22 protein-coding genes are annotated in these 23,265 nt (G+C 70.1%); 10 read left to right on the plus strand and 12 right to left on the minus strand.

Going from position 1 to position 23,265, the window contains the following annotated elements:
* Nucleotides 1–11: 11 nt before the first annotated feature.
* Genes FB384_RS22850 through FB384_RS22860 form a run of 3 tightly spaced genes read right to left on the minus strand, consistent with a single transcriptional unit; the run spans nt 12 to nt 3,362 of the window.
* Nucleotides 12–1,655: an AMP-binding protein gene (locus FB384_RS22850; RefSeq protein WP_183786893.1), complete on the minus strand. Its 1,644-nt coding sequence runs from the start codon at nt 1,653–1,655 to the stop codon at nt 12–14.
* Nucleotides 1,642–2,472, minus strand: a complete 831-nt coding sequence (locus tag FB384_RS22855) for an alpha/beta fold hydrolase (RefSeq protein ID WP_183786894.1) — start codon at nt 2,470–2,472, stop codon at nt 1,642–1,644. Before FB384_RS22855 ends, FB384_RS22850 begins: the two co-directional genes overlap by 14 nt.
* Nucleotides 2,472–3,362: a hotdog family protein gene (locus FB384_RS22860; protein ID WP_183786895.1), complete on the minus strand. Its 891-nt coding sequence runs from the start codon at nt 3,360–3,362 to the stop codon at nt 2,472–2,474. The genes FB384_RS22855 and FB384_RS22860 overlap by 1 nt, the downstream gene beginning before the upstream one ends.
* Nucleotides 3,363–3,475: 113 nt before the next feature.
* Between FB384_RS22860 and FB384_RS22865 the strand changes: the two genes are divergently transcribed.
* Nucleotides 3,476–4,096, plus strand: coding sequence for a TetR family transcriptional regulator (locus FB384_RS22865; RefSeq protein WP_183786896.1), 621 nt, complete (start codon nt 3,476–3,478; stop codon nt 4,094–4,096).
* A gap of 183 nt (nt 4,097–4,279) precedes the next feature.
* The gene (locus FB384_RS22870) at nt 4,280–5,626 is read left to right on the plus strand and encodes an MFS transporter (RefSeq protein WP_183786897.1); all 1,347 of its coding nucleotides are present in this window, start codon (nt 4,280–4,282) and stop codon (nt 5,624–5,626) included.
* Nucleotides 5,627–5,706: 80 nt separating this feature from the next.
* Here the strand turns inward: FB384_RS22870 and FB384_RS22875 are convergent, their stop codons facing one another.
* Complete coding sequence (locus tag FB384_RS22875) at nt 5,707–6,825, minus strand: NADH:flavin oxidoreductase (protein WP_183786898.1); 1,119 nt, start codon at nt 6,823–6,825, stop codon at nt 5,707–5,709.
* Nucleotides 6,826–7,031: 206 nt separating this feature from the next.
* Here FB384_RS22875 and FB384_RS22880 point away from each other — a divergent pair, with 206 nt between their 5' ends.
* Nucleotides 7,032–7,511: an RrF2 family transcriptional regulator gene (locus FB384_RS22880; RefSeq protein ID WP_323985411.1), complete on the plus strand. Its 480-nt coding sequence runs from the start codon at nt 7,032–7,034 to the stop codon at nt 7,509–7,511.
* Between the two features lie 165 nt (nt 7,512–7,676).
* Here the strand turns inward: FB384_RS22880 and FB384_RS22885 are convergent, their stop codons facing one another.
* From FB384_RS22885 to FB384_RS22910, 6 genes are all read right to left on the minus strand, one after another.
* Entirely contained in the window at nt 7,677–8,468 is a 792-nt protein-coding gene (locus tag FB384_RS22885; protein ID WP_258938445.1) for a class I SAM-dependent methyltransferase, read from the minus strand.
* A 594-nt stretch (nt 8,469–9,062) separates the two neighbouring features.
* Complete coding sequence (locus tag FB384_RS22890; protein ID WP_323985412.1) at nt 9,063–9,701, minus strand: alpha/beta hydrolase; 639 nt, start codon at nt 9,699–9,701, stop codon at nt 9,063–9,065.
* Entirely contained in the window at nt 9,698–10,207 is a 510-nt protein-coding gene (locus FB384_RS22895) for a flavin reductase family protein (RefSeq protein WP_183786900.1), read from the minus strand. The genes FB384_RS22890 and FB384_RS22895 overlap by 4 nt, the downstream gene beginning before the upstream one ends.
* Entirely contained in the window at nt 10,207–11,385 is a 1,179-nt protein-coding gene (locus FB384_RS22900; RefSeq protein ID WP_183786901.1) for an acyl-CoA dehydrogenase family protein, read from the minus strand. The genes FB384_RS22895 and FB384_RS22900 overlap by 1 nt, the downstream gene beginning before the upstream one ends.
* A complete protein-coding gene (locus FB384_RS22905; RefSeq protein WP_221213561.1) occupies nt 11,382–12,404 on the minus strand; it encodes an alpha/beta fold hydrolase in 1,023 nt (340 codons plus the stop codon). The genes FB384_RS22900 and FB384_RS22905 overlap by 4 nt, the downstream gene beginning before the upstream one ends.
* A gap of 20 nt (nt 12,405–12,424) precedes the next feature.
* The gene (locus FB384_RS22910) at nt 12,425–13,378 is read right to left on the minus strand and encodes a VOC family protein (RefSeq protein WP_183786902.1); all 954 of its coding nucleotides are present in this window, start codon (nt 13,376–13,378) and stop codon (nt 12,425–12,427) included.
* A gap of 198 nt (nt 13,379–13,576) precedes the next feature.
* On the opposite strand from FB384_RS22910, the gene FB384_RS22915 reads away from it, so the two are divergent.
* The 6 genes from FB384_RS22915 to FB384_RS22940 all read left to right on the plus strand — a co-directional run bounded on the left by FB384_RS22915 (nt 13,577) and on the right by FB384_RS22940 (nt 19,872).
* Nucleotides 13,577–14,563 (plus strand): AraC-like ligand-binding domain-containing protein, encoded by a 987-nt coding sequence (locus tag FB384_RS22915; protein ID WP_183786903.1) that lies wholly within the window; start codon nt 13,577–13,579, stop codon nt 14,561–14,563.
* An 88-nt stretch (nt 14,564–14,651) separates the two neighbouring features.
* A complete protein-coding gene (locus tag FB384_RS22920; RefSeq protein ID WP_183786904.1) occupies nt 14,652–15,578 on the plus strand; it encodes a helix-turn-helix domain-containing protein in 927 nt (308 codons plus the stop codon).
* Between the two features lie 130 nt (nt 15,579–15,708).
* On the plus strand, nt 15,709–17,529 hold the full coding sequence (locus FB384_RS22925; protein ID WP_183786905.1) for an FAD-dependent oxidoreductase: 1,821 nt from the start codon (nt 15,709–15,711) through the stop codon (nt 17,527–17,529).
* A 64-nt stretch (nt 17,530–17,593) separates the two neighbouring features.
* Nucleotides 17,594–18,526 (plus strand): dioxygenase family protein, encoded by a 933-nt coding sequence (locus FB384_RS22930; RefSeq protein WP_183786906.1) that lies wholly within the window; start codon nt 17,594–17,596, stop codon nt 18,524–18,526.
* Between the two features lie 185 nt (nt 18,527–18,711).
* Nucleotides 18,712–19,164 carry a DUF6153 family protein gene (locus tag FB384_RS22935; protein ID WP_183786907.1) on the plus strand — a complete coding sequence of 151 codons (453 nt, stop codon included), beginning with the start codon at nt 18,712–18,714 and terminating at the stop codon, nt 19,162–19,164.
* Between the two features lie 69 nt (nt 19,165–19,233).
* Nucleotides 19,234–19,872 (plus strand): DUF305 domain-containing protein, encoded by a 639-nt coding sequence (locus FB384_RS22940; RefSeq protein WP_183786908.1) that lies wholly within the window; start codon nt 19,234–19,236, stop codon nt 19,870–19,872.
* A gap of 133 nt (nt 19,873–20,005) precedes the next feature.
* Here FB384_RS22940 and FB384_RS22945 read toward each other — a convergent pair whose 3' ends face one another.
* Together FB384_RS22945 and FB384_RS22950 are read right to left on the minus strand one after the other, a co-directional pair.
* Complete coding sequence (locus tag FB384_RS22945) at nt 20,006–20,719, minus strand: cache domain-containing protein (protein ID WP_183786909.1); 714 nt, start codon at nt 20,717–20,719, stop codon at nt 20,006–20,008.
* A gap of 31 nt (nt 20,720–20,750) precedes the next feature.
* Entirely contained in the window at nt 20,751–21,497 is a 747-nt protein-coding gene (locus FB384_RS22950; RefSeq protein ID WP_183786910.1) for a FadR/GntR family transcriptional regulator, read from the minus strand.
* Nucleotides 21,498–21,990: 493 nt separating this feature from the next.
* Between FB384_RS22950 and FB384_RS22955 the strand changes: the two genes are divergently transcribed.
* Entirely contained in the window at nt 21,991–23,253 is a 1,263-nt protein-coding gene (locus tag FB384_RS22955) for a D-arabinono-1,4-lactone oxidase (RefSeq protein WP_183786911.1), read from the plus strand.
* The last annotated feature ends 12 nt before the right edge of the window (nt 23,254–23,265 follow it).

Genomic DNA, 23,265 nt, shown 5'->3' on the forward strand with positions numbered 1-23,265 from the left:
GCCGGCTGCGTTCACCGGCCGTCACCGGCCACGATCCGCTCGGCCAGCTCCCGCAGCGCAGCCGTGCGAATCTTGGACCCGTTCGTCCCCGCCGTCATCGGCATGTCGTCGATCACCCGCACGTCGTGGGGCACCTTGAACGCAGCGAGCGTCTCCTCGCACCACGCCCGCAACGCGTCCGGGTCGGCGACGGCACCGCCGTCGGGATCCGGTTCGACGAACGCGACCGTGTGCGTCTCGCCGGCGAGCGGCACGCCGACGACCTTGGCGCGGGCGACACTCGCGTGCTCGGCGAGTCGCGCTTCGATCTCCGCGGGCTCGACGAGAAAACCCTTCAGGCGGAGCGAATCGCCCATGCGGCACAGGTAATCGAAACTCCCGTCGGCGTGCACGACACCCAGGTCTCCGCTGCGGAACCAGCCGTCGTCGGTGAACGAGCGGGCGCGGATCACGCCGTCGTCGTCACCGAGGTAGGCGTCGACGACGGGATAGCCACGGAACTGCAGCTCACCCGGCTCACCCTCGGAAGGCGGTTCGCCGGTCACCGGATCGACCGCACGGACCGTGAACCGCTCGGACACCGGCCTGCCACCACCCCGCCAGCGCGCCGGCACCGTGTCGCGGCGGTCCCAGAACGCGGCCAGGGCGAACACCTCGCTGGATCCGTAAACACCCATCGCCGACGTATGCGTCTCGTCCTCGGCCCACGCCGACAGCCGGTGCGAGTCGCCGTAGAAGTCGGCCATCAGCATCCGGCGCCACCGGGGCAGCTCGATCGGGTGTGCCCACCAGGCGGCCGCGAGCCTGCCCACGACGTCGTCCGCGCAGGCGAGGTGGGTGACGTCGAATTCGGCCATGTGCCGCAGCACGAGGTCCGGGTCGAACCGTGGCTCGAGCAGCGCCGCACCGCCGGAGCCGATGGCCGTGATCGCGGGGACGTACCCGAACACACCGGACAGCGGCAGGACGACGAGACTCACCGAGGCGGCGTCCCATCCGCCCGCCGCGGCGACGTTCCGCGCGTGTTCGGCGACCGCGCCGCCGCGGTGCGCCGCGAGTTTCGGCATGCCCGTCGAACCGGACGTCGTGAACGCGACGGCCAGGGCGTCCGGCAGGTGCCGCAGGGTGCCGGACGGCTCCGCAGGCCCGGCCTCTCCCATCGGGGTCCACGCACCTGCACCGATGTCGTACTCAGCGAGATCAGTGCCCGACACCGCATCTCCGCCGGGCCCGGCGATCACCGCCACGGACGGGACCGGGACACCGCTCCGCTCCGCGGCGCCGCAGAGCGTGCCGACGAGGTCGAGTCCCAGGAAGTCGTGAGCCACCGCCAGCACCTTCGGCCGCGCGTGGTCGAGGACGTGGGCCACCTCGGCAATGCCGTAGCGGGTGTTGATCCCGATGACGTGCGCGCCCAGTCCCGCGGCGGCGAACTGCCAGACCAGGGCGTCGGACCAGTTCGGCAACCACACGCCGACACAGTCACCTTCGTCCACTCCGCGGGCCTCGAGCTCGTCCCGGACCACGAGGACACGGCGCCACAACTGTTCACGGGTCACGCGACGCGGTTCCGGCCCGCCGTCGATGATCGCGACGGACGCCGGATCGCCGGCCGCGAGCAGCTCCGTCAACGTCGCGGACTCAGGTGTGTTCACGCTGCCTCCCGATGGATCGCAGGGCCAGGTCGTCGAGCCATTCCTGCAGCAGGACCGCGAAGTCCTCAAGTTCCTCCATCGGGTAATGACCGACGCCCTCGAGCACACTGCACTGTGCGTCGGAGATCGCCGCGGCCGTGCTGCGGACGTCGCGCACATCGACCCACAGGTCGTCATCGCCAACCACCAGGTGCACCGGGCAGGCGATCGTGGGCAGCGCCGCGCGTACGTCGTGCGTCGCCCAGCCGATCAGGTCACTGGTCGACACCTGGGGATCCTCCCGGCGGTGCATGCGCGCGATGAGCTCGGCCCGTGCGGCGGGCACGCTCCGTCCGACGACCGCACGGGTACCGAAGTAGGTCCGGTCGGAACGGCTCGGCGCCGCGGCGTCGACCAGTTCCCTGCCCAGACCCCGCACGCTCATTCCAGGCACGTCCGACCCGCCGTGCGCCGCCATGACAACGGCGCCGCCGAGACGCCCGCCCCGCCGTGCCGCCAACTGCAGCGCGATTCCACCACCGATCGAACAGCCGACGACGAAGGGCCGGTCCAGGTCGAGCAGGTCGATGAGCTCCTCACACCACGTCGCGTATTCGGCGAGATCACGGACCGGACCGCCGGCCGCGGGTTCCGACCGCCCGTGACCGGGCAGATCCGCGACGATCACCCGATAGCCGCGGGCGGCGAGCGCGGACTGCGTGTCCCGCCACTGCACGCCGTTCTGCCCGGCAGTGTGCAGACAGAGGACCCCTCGCCCCTGCCCTTCCTCGAGCACGAAAGACCGCGTACCGCCGACGTCGAGATACTCGGCCTTCATCACACCTCACCCACCGCTCGGGCCCGCACCGGGTTCGCGGGCGCCGCACTGCCGATCCGTGCCAGCTCCCGAGCCTCGTCCACCAGTGCCACCAGCGCCGAGGTCAGCCGCAGATACTCGTACCCGCTGCCGCACACCGAGAACTCGCCGCGCATCGTCCGTCCGGTGAAATCGTTGACGGGTCCGGTGATCAGCCGCGTCCAGGTCAGATCGGTCGCCCCGAGGACGAACGTCGGTGCGTGCGGCGTGCGCGTTCCGCACTCCAGCACGCGGCCCCGGTACACCCGGAAGAGCACGGTGTCGTCGCCGAAGCGGAGCCCGATCGTGCCGTCCCATTCGCCGGTCGCCGTCGTGAACGCCGCTGCGGCCTCCAGTCGCTCGGCGAGCGCGTGCGCCCACGCCGTCGTCGGAAACGATCGACCGAGCCGGGTCTCGCCGTCGTCGACGGCATGCCGTGCGGTGACGAGCGCGGAGGTTCGCCCCTCCTGCACCACCTGATCGTGCTGGTTCCGCACCGTCACGTGCCGCCCGATCACCCCGGACCGCAGTCCCGATGTGCGACGCGCCCGGGTCACAGTCATCTCGTAGGTGACCGTGTCGCCGACGTGGATCGGAGCCACGAAGTCCCATTCGGTGCCGAACGCCGCCTCCACGTGCGTCGACAGCCCGAGATCGTGATGCCAGCCGAAGAACGAGGCCAGGACGAGCGGCCCGTGGACCAACGGTCGCCCGTCTCGCGTGCGGCCGTACTCGGTGTGCAGTGCGGCCCGGTCACCGCTGATCTCCGCGAACGCCGCGACGACGTCCGCGGAGAAGGTACGCGCGGCGCCGGTGAACACCCGTCCCACGTCGAAGTCCTCGAAGTAGGGGCCGCTATCGGTGTCGTCCATCGACCACCTTTTCGCCGACATGAACAACTGTTCTTGTTGTCGAGACAACCAGCCTCCGATGCCTGCTGTCAACGCGCCACTCGTGCCCCGTTTCAGTCGGCTACGGTACGTGTATGAATGCTCGTTCGCCCGAAGCTCTCGTCCGTGACACGGGTCGCCGCAACGAGGCCGTGATCCTCAACGCCGCACTGGAGGCATTCGGCACCAGGGGCTTCAACGGAGCCTCCATGCGCGATGTCGCAAAGGGGGCGGGAACGAGCCTGTCGAACCTGTACAACTACTTCCCCTCGAAGTCGAAACTCCTGGCCGCGGTGCTCCGGCACGCCAACGACGAGTTGCAGCACCGCGTGCTGCGTGCGGTCGAGGAGGCGGGGGACGACGCGCCGTCGCAGCTGCGCGAGGCGGTCCGCGCCCACGTGGGCTTCGTCGTCGATCACCAGGTCGCGACGCTCGTGGCCACGAACGAGGTGCGCTACCTCGAGCCCGACGACAGGACCGCGCTCGTGTCGCATCGCGATGCCACCCAGGCGACGTTCGAACGGATCATCGACCAGGGTGCCGCCGACGGTGCGTTCCGGACGCCGTACGCACGCGACGCCGCGCGCGCGATCCTCAGCGCCGTCGCGGCGATCGCGTCGTGGTACCGCCGCGACGGCGCGCTGAGTCGCGGCCAACTGGCAGAGCAGTACGCCCGCTACGCCCTCGCACTACTCGAGGGGCCGCTACCCCGCTGACCGGGTCCGCCGCCCCACTCCGCCGCCCCACTCCGCCGCCTCACTCCGGTACGTCACTCCGGTACCTCTTGCCGCGGACACACCGCTTCGCTAACGTGCACGAACGATCGTTCTTGTCGTTCCCACAAAACTCTCCCGTCCCGGCACCACGGACGCAATGACGCGACCCGGAGGTGGACGCGCATGAACCCGTCGGATCACACCACCAAGATGGGGCGACTCGCCGCAGCGGCGGTATTCGCCACCGCCCTCGAATGGTTCGACTTCCTGATCTACGCCACGGCGGCGGCACTGGTGCTCGGGCCGTTGTTCTTTCCCGCTGCCAGTCCGGTGGCCGGCACGCTGGCCTCGTTCGCCACCTTCGCCGTCGGGTTCGTCGCACGTCCCCTCGGCGGCATCATCGCGGGCCACGTCGGAGACCGATTCGGCAGGAAACCGCCGCTCGTCGCCGCGATGCTGCTGATGGGCGTGGCGACCTTCGCCATCGGCGTGCTGCCCGACTACGCCACGATCGGCGTCTGGGCTCCGATCCTCCTCGTCGTCGCGCGCCTGATTCAGGGGTTGGGCGTCGGCGCGCAGTGGGGCGGGGCCGCGCTGCTGCTCACCGAGCACGCACCGGTCGCACGCCGCGGGTTCTACGGGAGCCTGGTGCAGACCGGCGCGGTTCTCGGCGCCGTCGCGGGCAACCTGTTCTTCGTGTTGCTGACCACCGCGCTGACCGAGGAGCAGTTCACCAGCTGGGGATGGCGCATCCCGTTCCTCTCCGGCCTCCTGCTGGTGCTGATCGGCTGCTATGTCCAGCTGAAGATCGAGGACACGCCCGTGTTCCGCGAACTGCAGCAACAGACCGCCACCGCCAAACACGAAGCCGGGTTGCGGAAAGCGCCCCTGGTGGACGCAGTCCGCTCGCACTGGCGGCAGATCCTGCAGGCGGCCGGCGCGTTCTTCGTCGTGAACGCCACCTTCTACTTCCTCATCAGCGGCATGCTCAACTACGCCACCACACACATCGGCATGTCCCAGGCGACGATCCTGTGGTGCGTGATGATCGCGGGTCTGACGCAGGTGGTCACCATGCCGTTCTTCGGCGCGCTGACCGACCGCATGGGCACCCGCAAGAAGCTGTACCTCACCGGCACCGTGTTGATGGCGGCGTTCGCCTTCCCGATGTTCTGGCTCGTCGACACCGGATCGGTACCGCTGGTGTTCCTCGCCCTGCTGGTCGCCTTCACGATCCACGCGACCATGTACGGACCACAGGCGACGCTCTATGCGGAGATGTTCCCCGCGGACGTGCGCTATTCCGGCGCCTCACTCGGCTACCAGTTCGCGTCCGTGTTCGCGGGCGGGCTCGCGCCGTTCATCACGACCGCACTGCTCGCGGCGACCGGCAGTTCGTGGTCGGTGGCGCTGTACATCATCGCCACCGCCGCGGTCACGTTCGTCGCCGTGGCCTCCATCCGGGAACGCTTCCAGCGGGACCTCTACACCACCTCGGCCGCGGAGGCCGCCACGACCTCACAGCGCTGAGCCGCCGACGCGATGATTCGCCGGCCGCGCTGTGAGGTACCGAGCGAGACCGCATCGGCTCCGCGCGCCGCGACCCGCCGTCAGTGGAGCGTCTGGACGGAGTCCTTGGTGAACGGGACGAGTTCGGATTCGCGACCCGTGAGCACCTTGCGTGCCCACTCCGGGTCCGCGAGCAGTGCCCGGCCGACGGCCACCAGGTCGAACTCGTCGCGTTCGAAACGTTCGATCAGTCCCTCGATGCTCTGCACGCCGGCACCCGCACCCTGGAACGTCTCCGGACTGAAGACGGCGTCGAGACCGACGGAACCGACGGTGATGACCGGCTTGCCCGTGACCTTGCGGGCCCAGCCGCCGATGTTGAGCGCCGAGTCGTACTCGGGGAACTCCGGCTCCCAGTAACGACGGCCGGATGCGTGGAACGCGGTCACGCCGGCCGAGGAGATCGGGCCGAGCAGCGCCTGCAGTTCGTCCGGCGTCGTCGCGAGCTTCGCGTCGTAGTTGTCGGCCTTCCACTGCGAGAACCGGAACAGCACCGGGAACTCGGGCGACACGCGCTCGCGCACGGCCGCCGCGATGTCGGCGGCGAACTTCGTCCGCGAAACCGCGTCACCGCCGTAGGCGTCGGTTCGCCGGTTGGTGCGCTCCCACAGGAACTGGTCGATCAGGTAGCCGTGGGCGCCGTGCAGTTCGACGCCGTCGAAGCCGATCCGCTCGGCCTGCGCGGCCGCCTCGGCGAACGCCTCGATGATGCGGTCGACGTCCGACGAGGTCAGCGTCTCCCCCGCACGCTCGGTACCGTCGAGCGCCACCCCGGACGGGCCGACCGACGGCGCCTCCGGATACGGCGGTTTCCCGGCGACTCGCTGGATCCCCACGTGCCACAGCTGCGGCATGATCGTGCCGCCCTCGGCGTGCACGGCGTCCACGACGCGCTGCCAACCGGCGAGGGAGTCCTCGCCGTGGAACCGCGGCGCCTTGCCGATGTCGCCCGCCGACGGGTGATCGATGTACGTGCCCTCGGTGATGATCAACCCGGTGCCGGCCGCGGCCCGCCTGCTGTAGTACGCCGCGACATCCTCGTTCGGGACTCCGTACGGCGAGAACGCCCGCGTCATCGGTGCCATGACGATCCGATTCGGCAGCTCCGCCGATCCCAGGGTGAACGGGCGGGCGAGGGCCTGTGCCGCGCGTGTGGACATGCTGCTCCTACTGCGTTTCGACGGTGCACTGTCGGGGCCGGACGCGTCGTCGGGGACGGCGCCGCAACCCGAGCCCCGGGACAAAAATTGCTCCCATCAAACATACATATCCGCACCGGAACTGTAACTGTGTTACATACCATTCGGCGCGCGGGAATGGCTCGGCAGCTCGGCACCGGTACGCTGGAGCCGCGACACGGAGGGCGGTGAACGAGCACGTGCTGGACATCAGATTCTCGAGCGCGCTCAAGGCGCTGCTCTACCTCGCCGTCACCGCCGAGCAGGATCCCGCCGATCCGCCGACGTCGAGTTCGGCCCAGCTCGCCGAGGTCCTCGCGACGAACGCGAGCCTGGTCCGCAAACTCCTGGTACCCCTGGTCCACGGCGGCCTCGTCGAATCGACGAAGGGCCGCGCCGGCGGAGCCCGGCTCGCCAAACCCGCCGAGGAGATCACCCTCGCCGAGATCTACCGGTGTTCGGTCGGCGACAAGCCGCTGTGGGCGTGCCGCCCCGACACCGCCGCGTCCTGCGAGGTGACCGCGAACACGGCGGAGTTCTTCAGCCGGCTCAGTGCCGACACCGAAGAGGCCGTCCTCAATGTACTCGCCAGCCGCACCCTGGCCGACAGCCTCGCCGAGGTCCGCGCGCTCGATGTCACGGCCGCAGCACCCGGAACGGCGCGGTGACCCGCCCGACCCCGGCTGAACGCCCGAATCCTGCAACCCGAGCTCCCCGGGCCCGGCGAGCCCCGCGTCCGGCCGCGGCCCGTCCCTCCGCACGGCCGTGGAATCGAGCCCCGGCCGCATCACGGGAAACGGCGCGGCACGGGGCGCGACGGGCCGCGCGGCGATTCAGCCGGTGATCCGCACGACCACCTGACGGTTCGCGTACGTGTAGGCCTCGTAGGTGAACTCGGTGCCCGTACGTTCGACGTACTCCTGCCAGGCCCGGTGCTCGTGCTCCTGCCAGCCCGGGTAGTTGAAGTACTCGTCGAACGCGACGATGCTGCCGGGCCGCAGCCGGGGACCGACCAGATCGAGGACCGTCTTCGCCGAGCTGTAGAGGTCGCTGTCGACGTGCAGGAAGTCCACCGGACCGGGATGCTGGTCGAGGAAATCGGGCAGCGTGTCCTCGAACCAGCCGACCACCAGGTCCGCGCCGGGCACCTCCGGCAGGTCCTCACGCGCGAACGTGCCCGCCTGGATCCCGACCAGCCACGGTTCCGGAAGCCCCTGGAACGAGTCGAACCCGAAGACCTGCTTGTCGTCCCGGATCGTCGTGATCAGCCGGAGCGTGTTGCCGGTGGCCACGCCGAACTCGAGCGCCATACCACCGGTCGGAGCCAGCGACACGGCGTGGCGCAGCGTCTCGGCCGGGGTCCGGAAGTGCTCCGCCCCGATCATGTTCTCCCTGGCGAAATGGTGGCTCTCGAGCGCCGCCTCCTGATCCCCCGCGTAGACGGTGTCGCGCCGCGACCGGATCTCGAACTCCACCACCCGGTCCAGCACACGCCTGACATCCTTGCGAAGTTCCGCCACCTCGGCTTCGAGTCGTTCGACGTCCTGGGTGCGCGCCTGGTCACGCATGGCGCGGTAGACCTCGCGGGCCACCCTTCCTACCTTGTGACGCTTCGCTTCGAGCACGGTGCGGATACCTCCTGCCGGGCGGGATTGACGGATCGGCCTGCGGTGCGGGCACGCCATGGGTCGGTCCGCCGCTCACTGCCGCGAGGCGAAACCACGGGAACGGTGACGACGCGGGAACTGCGACGGCCCCGGATGCACCGGCGACCGCGTGCGACCGCACCACAGGACGCCGTCGCGCGACGACGCGGACGACGCCATGGCCGTTTTCTGCGCTATGCCACCGGATCGGCCGATTCGACCGCCGACGACGTCGTTGTCACGGGTTGATCACCGTGTTGTCGCGCCACGATAACGCCCGCCCAGTGGTGTGGACGGGTGGGGCGGCCGTCGCGCCCACGCTCACCACGAGCTCGGCCGCCCGATACCGGTTTCGCCTGCACATCCCGGCGATCAGCCGCCTGCGGGGTCGGCGGGTCTCCCCTTCCCGCACCCGTCTCGGGGACCGGAACGCCGTCCCGCCTGCTGCCGCCCGCAGCGATTCTCACCCGATCGTGCCCCGACCCTGGGGGCAGTCATCCATCTCGCCGCGGGACGACTGCCTCCCGGACCGCGCCCATCGTGGTCCCGGCGCAGATGTGGCAGGAAGCCGGGTCACACCTGCGATGTGCGCGCGGCGGCCCCGGCCAGCAGGTCGGTGGCCGACCGGCACGCCTCGTCGGTGATGATGTGCTCATCGCCCGGATCGATGCGCACGTCGACCGCGGCACCCGCCCGGCGCAACACGTCCGCCGTCGCCTCGACGCGGTCTCGCGGCACCCACGGGTCGTTCTCGACGCTCCGCACCACGGCCGGCACGCCACGCAGGAACCGCTCCCCCTGCACCAGCGGCGGTTCCGTGCCGAGGTAACCACCGGTCAGCAGGACGAGACCGGCCACCGGCCGCGGCGCGGTGAGGATCAGGTGTGACAACAGGCACGCACCCTGGGAGAAGCCCCAGAGCACCACACGCCGCGCATCGAACCCGGCCCGGGCGATCCCGACGAGACTGTCCTCCAGTACACGTAACGACCGCCCGAGCGCGGGTTCGTTGCGTTCGACGGGTTCGAGGAACGACAGCGGGTACCACGTGTTGCCGTCGGCTTCCGGGGCGAAGAACCGGACCGGCACCTGGCCGAATCGCATCGACGTGTCCCGCATGAACGCGGGATCCTGGCCCCGGCCGTGTACGGCGAGCACGGCCAGTTCGGCCCGGCCGGCCGGAACGCCCCACTCCTGCAGCGGCGGGCTCACGTCGTCACCGCCCGTTCGTCGAGCGCGTACCAGGTGCGGTCGCGGTACACGAGCGGCACCTCCGCCGCCGTGCCCGGATCGGCCTCCTCGACGTCGACCACGACGAGTGTCGATCCGCCGGCCGGGAGCCGGTCGGCGATCCGGCCCCGCAGCCACGTGCCCACGGTCGAGAGGACGGGTTCACCGGTCGGCAGCCGGTGCCACCGGCAGGGCGGTGCGAATCGGTCGATACCACCCGTTGCGAACCGCTTCGCCAACTCGACCTCCCCGGCGCCCAGCAGATGCACCACCACCGTCCCCGCCGCCTCGATGCGCGGGGACGCCGACGACTGCGCCGACAACGAGAAGGCCAGCACCGCGGGACGGGCACTGAGCGAGATGACCGATGTCGCCGTGAGTCCGGCCGGTCCCGCGCCGTCATCGGCCGTGATGATCGCGACCCCGGCGGGATGGGCACGGAACGCGGCCGCGAACCGCTGGGCCAGGTCCTCGTCGCGCTCGGTCATCACGATGCCTCCTGCAGCTCCAGGAACACCCACCGCGCGTTCGGCGCCAGGCCGCTCAGGAGTTTCCCGCAGTTCTGCAGCACCACCGGGCCCGAGGTGACGTGCTGGGTACCCGCATGGAGATCGCGGAAGAACCGCTGCAGCACGCCCCGTCGCAGCGCCGCGGTGGCCGCCCACTTGTAGACGGTCTGCCCCACCGCGTGCACCGACCACGTCGTGTTGTTGAGCATCAGCCGCGTGAGCGTCTCCTGCTCGGTGGTCAGGACCTCACCGGCGTCCAATGTGGCCTCGTTGGCGGCCCAGACGTCCATCGCCCACGCCCACGCCGAACGCAGTTTCGCCTCGGCCTGGGCGTATTCCGCGTAGAACTGCTGGGTGTCCACCGACGCGTTCGGAGCACCGCTCTTCTTGGCCGCCAGTGCCCGCATCTCGTCGAGCATCCGCCTGCCGACCCCGAGCGCCCACCCGGTGTGGCAGATGCCGGACATGTTGGCCAGTCCCATCCGGTAGATCGCGCCGCCGTGGCGGGTGTCCGTGGTCGCGATGTCATAGACGTGACTCTCCGGGACGAAAAGGTTCTCGCAGACGTAGTCGTGACTGCTGGTCCCGCGCAGGCCCATGACGTCCCAGTTGTCGATCACGGTCGCCTGCTCCTTGGGCAGCGTGAAGATCAGCGCCTCACCGGTCTCCTCACACAGCGCGGCGGTGTGGATGTGGGTCGCCATCGAGATCCCCGACGCGAAATGCCAATGCCCGCTGATGCGGTACCCACCGTCGGTCTTCACCGCGGTCCCGAGTTTGGTGCCCTGGCCGGCGATGAGCGCGTACCGGTCGTCTGCCGTGTCCGGGAACAGCTCGGCGATTGCCTCCTGCCCCAGGTACGCCGCGGTCGTCCCGGTGATCATCTGCAGCGCCATGAACGCCCATCCCGCCGAGGCGTCGGCGTAGGACACCTTCGCGATCGTGTCGATCACCTGCCGCGGGGAGAACTCGTAGCCGTCGAGTTCGCGGGGGACGCCGACCTTGAAGACCCCGCTCTCCCACAGCGCCTTCGCCGCCTCGTCGGACAGCCGGCCCAGTTCCTCGCCCTGGTCGGCGTTCTCCTCCAAGACCGGGGTGATGCTGTCGAGGCGCTCCATGAGCGCGTCGAAGTGCTCACTGACGTGCAGGTTGTTCATGATGTCCGTCCTTTGGTCCGTTCCGCGGCCTGCTGCTGCGGCGCGACGGTGGTCAGAATCCAATCGATGACCGGCTTGACGGTCTCGTCCGAGTTGGCCTCGAAGATCAGTCCGTGGCCGTTGCCGGTGATGCCGAGGTCGGGCAGGTGCATACGTCGCGCGGCGGCTCCCGCGCCGTTCAGGAAGTCCACGACCTGCGGAGCGAAGTCGGCGAACGCCGAGGCGCCGCCGGTCACCACGGCCACGGGCTTGTCCGCCAGCCCCGGGATCCGCCGTCCCGCAACCTCCTCGGGGAAGCCGGCCGGCGGGTCGCAGGGGATCTCCGCACTCGTGATTCCCCAGGTGAGCGTGCCGAGCCCCGGGATCTCCGCATACGGCGGGCCGACCGGTTCGATGGCGGCGATGCCGCGGACCCGCCCGGGCCGCGCGGCCGCGGTGAGCCAGCCGACCGGTCCGCCGGCCGAGTGCGTCACCAGCACCGCCTCGCCCACGATGTCGAGAAGCCTGGCCAGCCGGTCGGCGTCCAACCGCTGCGATTCGGCCAGATCCGCCGGCAACGGCCCCATCGGGCACACGAGCTGGTCGAGGTGATCGGAGCCGACGTCGCGCTCGCAGATCCACTGCGTCTGGGCCGCCCGCGAATCGTCGGGCAGGAACAGGGCCCGCGCGGCCTCGTACGGCAGCTGCGCGCCCATCGGTGCCACCACGTCGGGGTGGTACGGCGAGCGTCCGTGTCCGCAGCGGTCGACGACGTAGACCGCGAACCCCGCCTCGACCAAGCGCGTCGCCCAGCCAGGCCTGCCGTCCGGCGTTCCGGTCCAGTCGGTGCCCTGGCCGCCCCCGCCGTGCACCAGCACGAGCGGGACGGGGTGGACGCTCTCCGGCGGCGCCTCCCAGGAGACGAACATCGGTGCGCGCTGCACGGTGCCGTAGTCGGTCGCGACGCGCTCGCCGGGAACCCAGAACTGTCCACGGCGGACGGTCAACTCGTGGCCGCCCGCCACATGCGGTGCCGTCATGTCAGTTACCTCACCGGTGTTCAGATGTCGATCGGTTCGAGTCGGCCGAGCAGTTCCTCACGGCGGTGCTCGAACTGCTCGGGCAACTGGAACCGGCTGCCCAGCTCGTGCGGCGACTCGTCGCACGTCCAGCCGCCGTCGGCGTGCGTGACGGCGAGCTCGAACAGGGCCCCGCTGGGCGTACGGACGTACACGCTCTTGAAGTACTTGCGGTCCTTGAGCTCCGAGATATCGGTATAGCCCCGTCCTTCGACGGCGAACTTCACCGCATCCTGGTTGTCGAGCGTGTCGAGGTTCCACGCGAAGTGGTGGTAGGTGCCGGCACCATAACCCCAGGTTCCCTGGTCGTCGCGCCGGTTCACCGTGATCTCCAGGTGGTTGCCGTGCTTCGCGTCGCCGATCTGCATCCCGAGCACCGAGCCCTCCTCGGTGAGGCCGCCGGTGGCGAAGAAGGACTCGCCCGCGAACTCGACCATGCGGTCCGGTGTGGCCATGTGCACGCCCACACCGTGGATGCCGTGGATCGCGTGTTCCTGCGGCACCCCGTACCCGGGATTGCCGATCCGCTCGTCCCCGTTGTTGCCGACGAACACGTACTCGATGCCCGAGGGGTGCCGGAAGGCGAGCCTGCGCTTGCCGAACCGTTCGACGTTCGCAACCTCGATGTCGTGGGCGGCGAGCCGGTCGTACCAGAAGTCCAGGGAATGGTCCGGCACCGACAGCAGCACCTCCCGCGCCTGGTTGGTGCCACGGGTGCCGTACAAGCCGGCCTGCGCCCACGGGAACGTCGTCACCACGCTGGAGGGATCACCCGCGGCGTTCGAGTAGTACAGGTGGTAGACGGGCAGGGAGCCGTCGAACAGCACGGTGCGCTTGATGAAGCGCATGCCGAGGACCTTGACGTGGAAATCGACGTCTTCCTGGGCGTCCGCCACGGAGAGCGTCACGTGGTGCGACCCTGTCACGTATGTCATCGCCTGGCTCCTCCACACTGAGAAATCCGTTGAGGCGAACTGTAGGAACGCCGCCTGCCGGTGTGTGACGTCAGAGCGCACGACGATGTCGAACCCGCGCACCACCTCCCGCCCGAAACTCGGTGATGGTGTGCGACACGGCCCGCTGGGTACTGTGTCCCGAACGACGTGCAGTCGTCAGCTGTGGAGATGACAACGATGTCACTTACGTCGCTCACGGAGCAGTTCACCGTGACAGGGCCGTCGCAACACCCGGTCACGTTCCCGTCCTGGAAGGACGCCGTCCGGCGCAGCGTGCTCAGTTTCGAGTTCGACTGCCCCCGGCCCGACCGGTTCACCGGCACGGTCAGGGAGCGATACCTGCACGGGGTCAGTTTCATCGACATGACCTCGGAACCGCATGCCGCCTACCGCGACCACACCACGATCAGCGAGGCCGACACCGGTTTCTACGTGCTCACCCTGCAACTCGACGGGCGGATCCGCATCGAGCAGGACGAGCGGGTCGCCGCTCTCGAACCCGGACTGTTCGCGCTCTACGACTCCAGCAGGCCCGCCGCCCTCACCGTTGGCGAGGGCTACCGCTCGACGTGCATCCGGTTCCCGAAGACGGCGATCGCGCCGCACGACGCCGATCGTCTCGCCGAGCTCACCGCCCGGCCGATGACCTGTGCTCCCGGCCTCAACGACGCCGTCTGGAGCACGATTCTGGGCGTCAACCGCAACCTCGAGGCGCTCGGTGTCCACGGGCACACGACGGTGCACTCGCTGATGACCCTCGTCGGCACCATGCTGCTCAGCGAGCTCGGCCGGCACACTCGGCCGAGCTCGCCCGACGAGCACCAGCTCGAGCGCGTCCTCGGCTACATCGACGCGCACCTGTCCGATGCCGATCTCGGCCCTGGCCGGATCGCGGCCGCCCACTTCCTGTCGCCGCGCGCGCTCCACGCGTTGTTCGAATCGACCGGCACGACCGTGGCGCGGTACATCCGCAGACGGCGCGTGGAACGTTGCCGGCTCGACCTGGCCGACCCAGCGCTCGCACAGCTGGCCGCGTCGTCCATCGGCGCCCGCTGGGGGTTCGCGGGGCCGTCGCACTTCGGGCAGGTCTTCAAACGCGAGACCGGCCTCACGCCCGCCCAGTTCCGCAGGCAGGCGCTCGCCGAACCATCCGGCGCGGCATGAAGCGCACCGTGGACCACCACCGCCACCGCCGCCGCGGTCGGCCGATGAGAGCCCGATCCGTACCCGCTCCCGTGACCGGAGGACGCCCGTGACCGTGCACGGCCTGACCCGCTTCCACACCGGCGACGTCCCCGAGCGCCGCAGACTGGCGGCGTGGGAGGAGCACAACGTGCGCTCCCTCGTCGGGCTCCGCGCCCGGCCGCTGGGTCAGCGGCCGTTCACCGGGACCGAGCTCAACCTCAGCCTCTCCCGGCTACGGCTGGCGAAGGTCACGGGCTCACCGCACGTCGTCGAACGCGGCCCCGGGCAGATCGCGACGTCTCCCGGCGACGGCGTCGTCGTGTACTTCGCGCTGTCCGGACAAGGAGCGTTCCACCACCGGGAGGGCCGTGTGGTGCTGTCACCGGGACAGGCGCTCGTGTGCGACGCCGACCAGCCGTTCCGCCGCGACTTCTCCCGCGGGCTCACCGAGCTCGTGCTCGCGGTGCCCCGCGGTGTGCTGCGCGAGGCGACCGGCCGCTCCGGGCTCGCGCGGCCCCGCACGATCGGCATCGGCTCGCCGCACGGCCGTGCGCTCGCCTCGCTCGTGGCGGGCGGGCTCCGCGGCGAGACCGACTGGGACGCGCTCGAGTCGCGCGTCGTCGAGCTGTTGCCGGCGGTCGTGGGATCGGAGCCGGCCGACGGCGGCCATCTCGCGGCGGCGCACGCGTACATCGCCGCGCACCTGGCGGACCCGGAACTGTCCGCGGGTCGTATCGCCCGCGCTGTCGGCGTGTCGGAGCGGCAGCTGTCCCGGCTGTTCGCCGCGGCGGGCGACAGCGTCCCCCGAACAGTGCTCGCCGCCCGGCTCGACGCGGCACGGGCCGCCGTCACCGACCCGGCGACCCGTGGCAGGTCCCTCGCCGAGCTCGCCGCGTGTCACGGGTTCGCCTCCCAGGCACACTTCTCCCGCAGCTACCGCGCGCGCTTCGGCACCACTCCCCTGCGCGACCGTCGGGAGGCCGCCCGCGACTGAGCCACGGCCCGGTGGTTTTGCTCGTTTCCGCCATCGACGCCGCCGCCGGCCTACCCGTGGCCGTCCGTTGGCAGGGTGTCGGCCACGGTCCGGCGACGAGGCCGGACGCCGACGACGGAGGCCAGCAGCCATGGTGACGTTCGACGACGGGCTCGCCGAGACCACTCAACCGACCACGGCCGTGATCGAGACGGATGTGCTGATCGTCGGCTCGGGCCCCGCGGGCGCGTCCGCAGCGCTGTTTCTCTCGACCCTCGGGGTCCGCAACACGATGATCACCAAGTACCGCTGGACGGCGAACACGCCGCGGGCGCACATCACCAACCAGCGGACGATGGAGATCTTCCGCGACATGGGCATCGAGGACCAGGTGCTCGCCGACGCCACACCGCACCACCTGATGGGCGACACGGTGTTCTGCACGGCGATCGCCGGTGAGGAGATCGGGCGCATCCTCACCTGGGGCAATCATCCGGCACGCCGGGCCGACTACGAACTGGCGTCACCGTCGATGCCCTGCGACATCCCGCAGACCTACCTCGAGCCGATCCTCGTGCGAAACGCCACGGTGCGCGGCACACAGACCCGGTTCAGCACCGAGTACCTCGGACACACCCAGGACGCCGACGGCGTGAACGTGCGGGTGCTCGACCGGTTCGCCGGCACCGAGTACACGATCCGCGCGCGGTATCTGATCGGTGCCGACGGCGCGCGGTCGCAGGTCGCCGCCGACATCGGACTGCCCTACGAAGGGCGGATGGACATCGCGGGGTCGATGAACATCACGTTCAAGGCCGACCTCTCCGCCCTCTGCGGTCACCGCCCGTCGGTGCTGTACTGGGTGATCCAGCCCGGCGCGGACATCGGCGGTATCGGTGCGGGCCTCGTGCGCATGGTGCGCCCGTGGAACGAATGGCTCGTCGTGTGGGGCTTCGACATCGACCAGGGACCGCCCGAGGTGACCGACGAGGACGCCGCCGGGATCGTGCGCAATCTCGTGGGCGCCCCGGACCTCGACGTCGAGATCACCGGCGTCTCACTGTGGGGCAACAACGAGCAGTACGCGACGGGCCTCCAGCACGGCCGCGTGTTCTGCGCCGGGGACGCCGTCCACAAGCATCCGCCGAGCAACGGCCTCGGCTCCAACACGTCGGTCCAGGACTCCTACAACCTCGCGTGGAAGATCGCCGCGGTGTTGCAGGGGCACGCCGGTGCGGGCCTGCTCGAGACCTACACCACCGAACGCGCACCCGTGGCCAGGCAGATCGTGACGCGTGCCAACACGTCCGCCCGCGAGTTCGGCGCGCTGTTCACCGCACTCGGCCTCGACACGGCCACCGACGCGGAGCAGATGCAGGAACGGCTGGAGGAGCGTAAGGACGATACGCCCGCAGGAGCTGCGAAACGTGCCGCCGTGCGCGAGGCCATGGCGTTGAAGAACTACGAGTTCAACGCGCACGGCGTGGAACTGGGCCAGCACTACGACGCGTCCGAGTCGGCCGCGGTTGTCGGTGACGGCACCCCACGGCCCGAGCCGACCCGCGACCCTGAGCTGTACTACGACCCCTCGACCCATCCCGGCGCCCGCCTGCCCCACGCCTGGGTGGGCGACAGCAACCGCCGCCGATCGACCCACGACCTGGCCGCCTACGAGGGGTTCACCCTGCTGACCGGCGTCACGGGCGAGCCGTGGGCCGCGGCGGCGCAGAAGGCGGCCGCGGAGCTCGGCGTAGCCGTCCGGCCGGTCGTGATCGGGCCCGGCCGCGAGGTGACCGATCTGTACTTCGACTGGGCAGAACGGTGCGGCGTGGCCGAGGACGGGGCCGTCCTGGTGCGGCCCGACAAGCATGTCGGGTGGCGAAGCCACCACCTCGTCGACGACCCCGAACGCGAACTGCTCGGCGTGTTGCGCCGGATCCTCGACCCCACCGACGGCTCACCGGCAGCATGACCCACCCGACACGGCCGCGGACTCTCCCGAGCCGCCCTCGTCCGACCCGAGAAGGAGCCGACGCATGACCACCACCGACGACTCGTCCACGGCCTCCGCCGGTCCCGCCGGGTCCGAAGCGCAGCGCCGGATCGAGGAGCGGCTGACCGAGGAGGTCGTCGCCTCGTTCGCGGGCGCGGGCGACGCCCGGCTGCGCGCGGTGCTGGAGTCGCTGACCCGGCACCTGCACGCCTTCATCCGCGACGTCCGGCTCACCGAGGACGAGTGGAAACAGGCGATCGACTTCCTCACCGCCACGGGCCACATCACCGACGACAAACGCCAGGAGTTCATCCTGCTGTCCGATGTGCTCGGAGCGTCGATGCAGACCATCGCCGTGAACAACGAGGCCTACCGCGACGCGACCGAGGCGACCGTGTTCGGCCCGTTCTTCGTCTCCGGCGCGCCCCTGGTGGGCGACGGCGGCGACATCGCGGGTGGCGCACCCGGACAACCCTGCTGGGTCGAAGGGACCGTACGCGACACCGACGGCAACCCCGTGCCCGGCGCCCGCATCGAGGTGTGGGAGGCCGACGAGGACGGCTTCTACGACGTGCAGTACGACGACGACCGCGTCGCAGGCCGAGGGCGCCTTTTCTCCGAGTCGGACGGGAGCTTCCGGTTCTGGTGTCTGACGCCGACGCCGTACCCGATCCCGCACGACGGCCCGGTCGGGCGGTTGCTCGAGGCCGCGGGCCGATCCCCGGTCCGCGCCGCGCATCTGCACTTCATGGTGACCGCCGAGGGCCTGCGCACGCTCGTCACGCACATCTTCGTCGACGGCGACCCCCAGCTGGAGATCGGCGACTCGGTGTTCGGGGTCAAGGACTCGCTGGTCAAGCGCTTCGAGGAACAGCAGGCGGACACTCCCCCGCCGGACGGCCGCGATCTGGGCGGGCGCCCGTGGACCGCGGCGCGATTCGACATCGTCCTCGCCCCGGACGGCACCGGCGCGTAGCCGGGTGGGGCCCGGCCGCCTGCCCGTCGCGGACGACCCGCCCGTCCTCCGCCGGCGCGGCAGGTCCGACCCGCCGCCCACGGACGGTGAGTCAGGACTCGCCCCCTGCCCCTGCCCCTGCCCCGCCCCGCGTCGGCGGCCGACACCACACACGGCCGATACCCCGGCCGGGTAAAGTGAAGCCAATGCGGAACGGGCGATCACGGTGGTGGCTCCTGATGCTGCTGACCCTGTGCGTTCTGTTCGGCGTCGTGGGCATGCATGCGCTCGTCACCCCGCCCGCCTCACCGGCTGCGGCAGGAGCCGCCAGCACCACCGCCGGGCACGAGATCGCGGGGCAGGAGGTCGCGGGGCACAGGGCGAACGAACCGCGCGCCGCGGTCACGCAGGAGGCCCAGCCGCAGACCGAGCACGCCCCGCCCGCCGATCACGAAAGTCAGCACGACCTGCTGCTCCATCTCTGCCTGGCGGTACTGGCCGCGGCCGGACTCATCGTGCCGGCCGCCCGGTCGGTGCTCGGCAGAGTCCGGCCGGCGGCGCCAGCGAGGCGATCACCGTCACCCTTCGGCCGGATGCCGGTGCAGCGGCCGCCGCCGGTCTCCCGCCGGCTCGCTCAGCTCTGTGTGATGCGGACCTGATCACCGCTCGGCGCACCAGCGCCGCAGCCGGACCGATCACATCTCATCCGCACAGGAGCCCCCATCATCATGAAAAGCACCAACGTGGCGGCCACCGCCGCGGCACTGACCGCTGCCCTCGTCCTGACCGGCTGCACCGGAGCGGACACCTCCGGAAGCACCCCGAGTTCCTCGCCGGCCGACCCGACCACGTCGGAGTCCGGCACGCAGGCGTCGGCCGAGCACAACGACGCCGACATCACCTTCGCCCGGGGCATGATCCCGCACCACCAGCAGGCGATCGAGATGTCGAAGCTGGCCGACGATCGGGCAGCCAGTCCGGAGCTGCGCCGGCTCGCGGCGAAGATCGAACAGGCGCAGGCCCCGGAGATCACCACCCTGCGCGGATTCCTCGCCGCGTGGAACGCGCCCGAGTCCGGAGTGGACCACGAATCCGGGGGCCACGAGTCAGGCGACCACGAATCCGACGACCACGGCGGCATGTCCGGCATGATGACCGGTGACCAGATGCGACAGCTCGAACAGTCCAGCGGCGCGGCCTTCGATCGGTCGTTCCTGGACATGATGATCGCCCACCACGAGGGAGCGGTCCGGATGGCCAAGAAGCAGCTCGCGAACGGGATCAATCCGGAAGCCGGGGAACTGGCCCGGAACATCATCGACACCCAGCGAGCCGAGATCACCGAGATGCGCGGCCTGCTCGACTAGTCCCACGAGCGTCCCGGGCAGCGCGCGAGCACGACCGACGCGCCCGCGCTGCCCGGGAACGTGGTCCCGGGCAGCGTGGTCCCGGGCAGCGTGGTGCCGGGTCCGCACCGCCGCGGCACCGGTGAGCTCGCCGTCACCGGTGAGCTGTCAGGAGCCGCCAGCTCACGTGGCCGCCGACGTCGACCGCTTGCGACCACCCGTCGCCGGGCGCACGCTGCAACAGGGTTCCGCTCCACCATCGGGCACTGGTCGATGCCACGACCCGGTCATGCTCGTTGACGAGCACCATGTCCTGGGGAGCCGATCGCAACGATTCGATCAGCAGCCGTTCGACACCCTCGACCGCCACATCGGCGCCCAGCACGTCGACGTAGCCGTCGGAATGGGCCACCGGCACGGCCAACGTGATGGTGTGCTCGTTGGTTCCGCCGAAGTCGACGAACGGGCCCGTGACCGCCGCCCGTCGCGTCGCGCGCGGCAGCGCGAACCACTCCTTGCCGGGGTAGTCGTAGAAGTAGTTGTGCGCGGGGTCGAGGTTGTGACTGACGAACTCGGCCGGCTCCCCGTCCTCGCTGCGCCACCATTCCATCCAGCGTGCCGCGTCGGCGAGGTGGCCGTCGTCGAGCGCGAGCCCCACGCCCTGGACGAATCCACGGTGCCGGTCGATCACCGCCAGCAGCGCCGGCTGGACGTGTGTGAGCGCGGCGCGCCGCAGCGGCCGCTCCGCCGTCGCGAGTGTCCGGATCACATCGCTCGCCGTCTCGGCGAGATCGGCCAGCACACGATCGATGCGCTCCCGGATGCATTCCGCGGAACGGCGCAACGACGCCAGGTCTCCCTCGTTCACGATCCTTCACCTTCTCGCCCGCGCGTAGCCGTCATCCTGGTTCACCCCGCACCGCCAGGTCCAGGTGCAGGTCGAGCAGGTGCTGGACCCGGCCTTCGACGTTGCGCATCACCACGTCACGCGCCGCGTCGGCGTCGGCACCGTCAACGGCCGTGATGAGTGCGGCGTGCGCACTCTCCGTCACCGGGTGATGACCGGCCTCCCCGCCGACCATCCAGAACAGCGATGCCAACTCGTCGTGCAGATGGACGATGGCCTGCGTGAGCCGCGCCGAATGGGCGATCACGCCGATCTCGATGTGGAAACGGCTGTCGGCCCGACGTCGTTCGTCGGCGGTCTCGGCGAGACGGAACTGTTCGGCCAGCGACCGCAGGTGCTCCACGTCCTCACCGACGGCGCGCTGGGCGGCGAGATGCGCGGCACCGCCGACGACGGCCGCGCACGCGTCACCGAGATCACGTAGCGAGTCGGCACTGCGTTCGCGCAGCCGCTTCTTCACGGCTTCGGGCGGCGGCTGCGAGGCGTTCCGTACGAAGCTGCCACCGCCGCGGCCACGGCGGGTCTCGATGACCCCGCGCTGCCGCAGGGTCTCGAGTGCCTGGCGGAGCGTCCCGGTGGAGATCCCCAGTTCGGCCGCGAGTTCCGACTCCGGTGGCAGCCGGTCTCCGTGGCTGAGCAGCCCGACGGCGACCGCCGTCTCCAGTTGCCGGGCCACGTTCTGCGGAAGGCCGGGACCTTCGGTGGCGTCCAACCGCAGGTACGCGGCGAAGCTCGACACCGTTGTGTTTCCTCTGCTCACCAAGCTAGTCCAGGCGGGTTCGACGTGCGGACGGGAACGAATCGCTCGACTGTCACGGTACGGCACCGATTCGGCGACCCCGTGTCACCCGGCTTCACACAGACTTGTCATTTAAATTTAAGTGTTTTATGTTTCCTGCGCCGCCGTCCACTCGGGGTGCCGCCGGCAGGGTTCACCGCAGAATCCGATCCGCCGACTCCGTCGACGAGCCTTCGGGAGCAGGTCCCATGACGACGACACAGTCGGGCCACCGGAACCGGGCCGATGGCCGCGTCCGTCCCCGGAGCCGCCCCAGGGCTCCACGAGGACCGCCCGACATCCGCTCCCCGGACGCGGCACGTCGTGATCGACGCGTCCTGAGCGGTCCCGAACCTGCGGGGCCGCTGCCGGCCGCACTGTCACGCCGCCCTGCTGCGTGGAAACGCGGCCGAGACGCTGACCGAGATCCGCTGCACAAGATCGGAGCATGCACGTGACCGAGCCATCGCTGTCCGCACCCACCAGCTACGACCGGGTCTGGACCAACTGGGCGGGCAACCACACCGTCACCGCGTCCATGTACGCCCAACCCCGGGACGAAGCCGAGGTCGTCGAGGCCGTCCGGTACGCGATCCGACAGGGCATGAACGTGCGCGTCGCCGGAACGGGCCATTCGTTCACGCCGATCGTGCCGACCGGTGGGCTCATGCTCGACCTCACGCAGCTCAGCGGCGTGACGGCGACCGATCCACAGCGGTTGCGGGCCTCGGCGCTGGCGGGCACCACGGTCGGCAAGCTCGGTGAGCCGCTGTGGAACGCCGGGCTCTCGCTGTCCAACCAGGGAGACATCGACAAGCAGGTCATCGCCGGGGCGCTCGCGACTGCCACCCACGGCTCCGGCATCGAACTGCCGAACATGTCGGCCGCGATGCGCCGGGTGCGCCTGGTCGACGGCCGCGGCGAGGTCGTCGAGATCGGCGAGGACCGGATGCGCGAGCTGCGCGCCGCACAGGTCGCGCTCGGCACGCTCGGCGTGATGCTCGAGGTGGAACTCGAGGTCTCCCCCAAGTACTACATCGCCGAGGAGATCAGCTACCGGCCGTGGCAGGAGATCGAGGAATCCTGGGACGAGCTGATCGCCAATCACCGGCACTTCTCGTTCTTCTGGTGCCCCGCGGACCACTCGGTGGACCTTTACCAGCTGCCGGCACCTCCCGACCAGCCGATGCACAACCACTGCTACGTCAAGATCTACGACGAGGTCGAGGTCACCGAGCCGGACGGGCTCGTCTCCGACGACGTGGGCAACCGCACCGACCGCGCCTACCGGGTCTACCCGGGCGGATACGACGAGCCGTTCCACGAGATGGAGTACATGGTGCCCGCCGAGTACGGCCTGGAGGCGCTCAACAAGATCCGCCGGCTCATGCTCGACGAGTTCCCCGACCAGCTCTACCCCATCGAGGTGCGCTGGACCGCGGCCGACGACGCGTACCTGTCACCGAACTACCGGCGCGACACCATGGTGATCTCCGTGTCCGGCGCTCCCGGCACGGACTACTGGCCGTTCCTGCGCGCCGTCGACCAGCGGCTGCAGCAGTACCAGGCACGCCCGCACTGGGGCAAGATCCACTTCATGACCCGCGATCGGCTCGAGGAGCTGTTCCCCGAGTTCGACACGTTCCTCGCCGTGCGTCGCGAGTTCGATCCTGACGGTGTGTTCCTGAACGACCACCTGCGTCCGCTCCTGCGCTGACCCGTCCCCCAC

Origin of the sequence: Prauserella sediminis (assembly GCF_014195435.1) — a bacterium.
Taxonomy (GTDB): Bacteria; Actinomycetota; Actinomycetes; order Mycobacteriales; family Pseudonocardiaceae; genus Prauserella; species Prauserella salsuginis.

Excerpts from the sequence above, each read along its gene's own strand:
- FB384_RS22895 (WP_183786900.1), bottom strand. The coding sequence starts at position 10,207 with ATGACCGAGCGCGACGAGGACCTGGCCCAGCGGTTCGCGGCCGCGTTC.
- FB384_RS22940 (WP_183786908.1), top strand. The coding sequence starts at position 19,234 with ATGAAAAGCACCAACGTGGCGGCCACCGCCGCGGCACTGACCGCTGCC.
- FB384_RS22930 (WP_183786906.1), top strand. The coding sequence starts at position 17,594 with ATGACCACCACCGACGACTCGTCCACGGCCTCCGCCGGTCCCGCCGGG.
- FB384_RS22915 (WP_183786903.1), top strand. The coding sequence starts at position 13,577 with ATGTCACTTACGTCGCTCACGGAGCAGTTCACCGTGACAGGGCCGTCG.
- FB384_RS22875 (WP_183786898.1), bottom strand. The coding sequence starts at position 6,825 with ATGTCCACACGCGCGGCACAGGCCCTCGCCCGCCCGTTCACCCTGGGA.
- FB384_RS22870 (WP_183786897.1), top strand. The coding sequence starts at position 4,280 with ATGAACCCGTCGGATCACACCACCAAGATGGGGCGACTCGCCGCAGCG.
- FB384_RS22855 (WP_183786894.1), bottom strand. The coding sequence starts at position 2,472 with ATGAAGGCCGAGTATCTCGACGTCGGCGGTACGCGGTCTTTCGTGCTC.
- FB384_RS22865 (WP_183786896.1), top strand. The coding sequence starts at position 3,476 with ATGAATGCTCGTTCGCCCGAAGCTCTCGTCCGTGACACGGGTCGCCGC.
- FB384_RS22935 (WP_183786907.1), top strand. The coding sequence starts at position 18,712 with ATGCGGAACGGGCGATCACGGTGGTGGCTCCTGATGCTGCTGACCCTG.
- FB384_RS22910 (WP_183786902.1), bottom strand. The coding sequence starts at position 13,378 with ATGACATACGTGACAGGGTCGCACCACGTGACGCTCTCCGTGGCGGAC.
- FB384_RS22925 (WP_183786905.1), top strand. The coding sequence starts at position 15,709 with ATGGTGACGTTCGACGACGGGCTCGCCGAGACCACTCAACCGACCACG.
- FB384_RS22860 (WP_183786895.1), bottom strand. The coding sequence starts at position 3,362 with ATGGACGACACCGATAGCGGCCCCTACTTCGAGGACTTCGACGTGGGA.
- FB384_RS22900 (WP_183786901.1), bottom strand. The coding sequence starts at position 11,385 with ATGAACAACCTGCACGTCAGTGAGCACTTCGACGCGCTCATGGAGCGC.
- FB384_RS22905 (WP_221213561.1), bottom strand. The coding sequence starts at position 12,404 with ATGACGGCACCGCATGTGGCGGGCGGCCACGAGTTGACCGTCCGCCGT.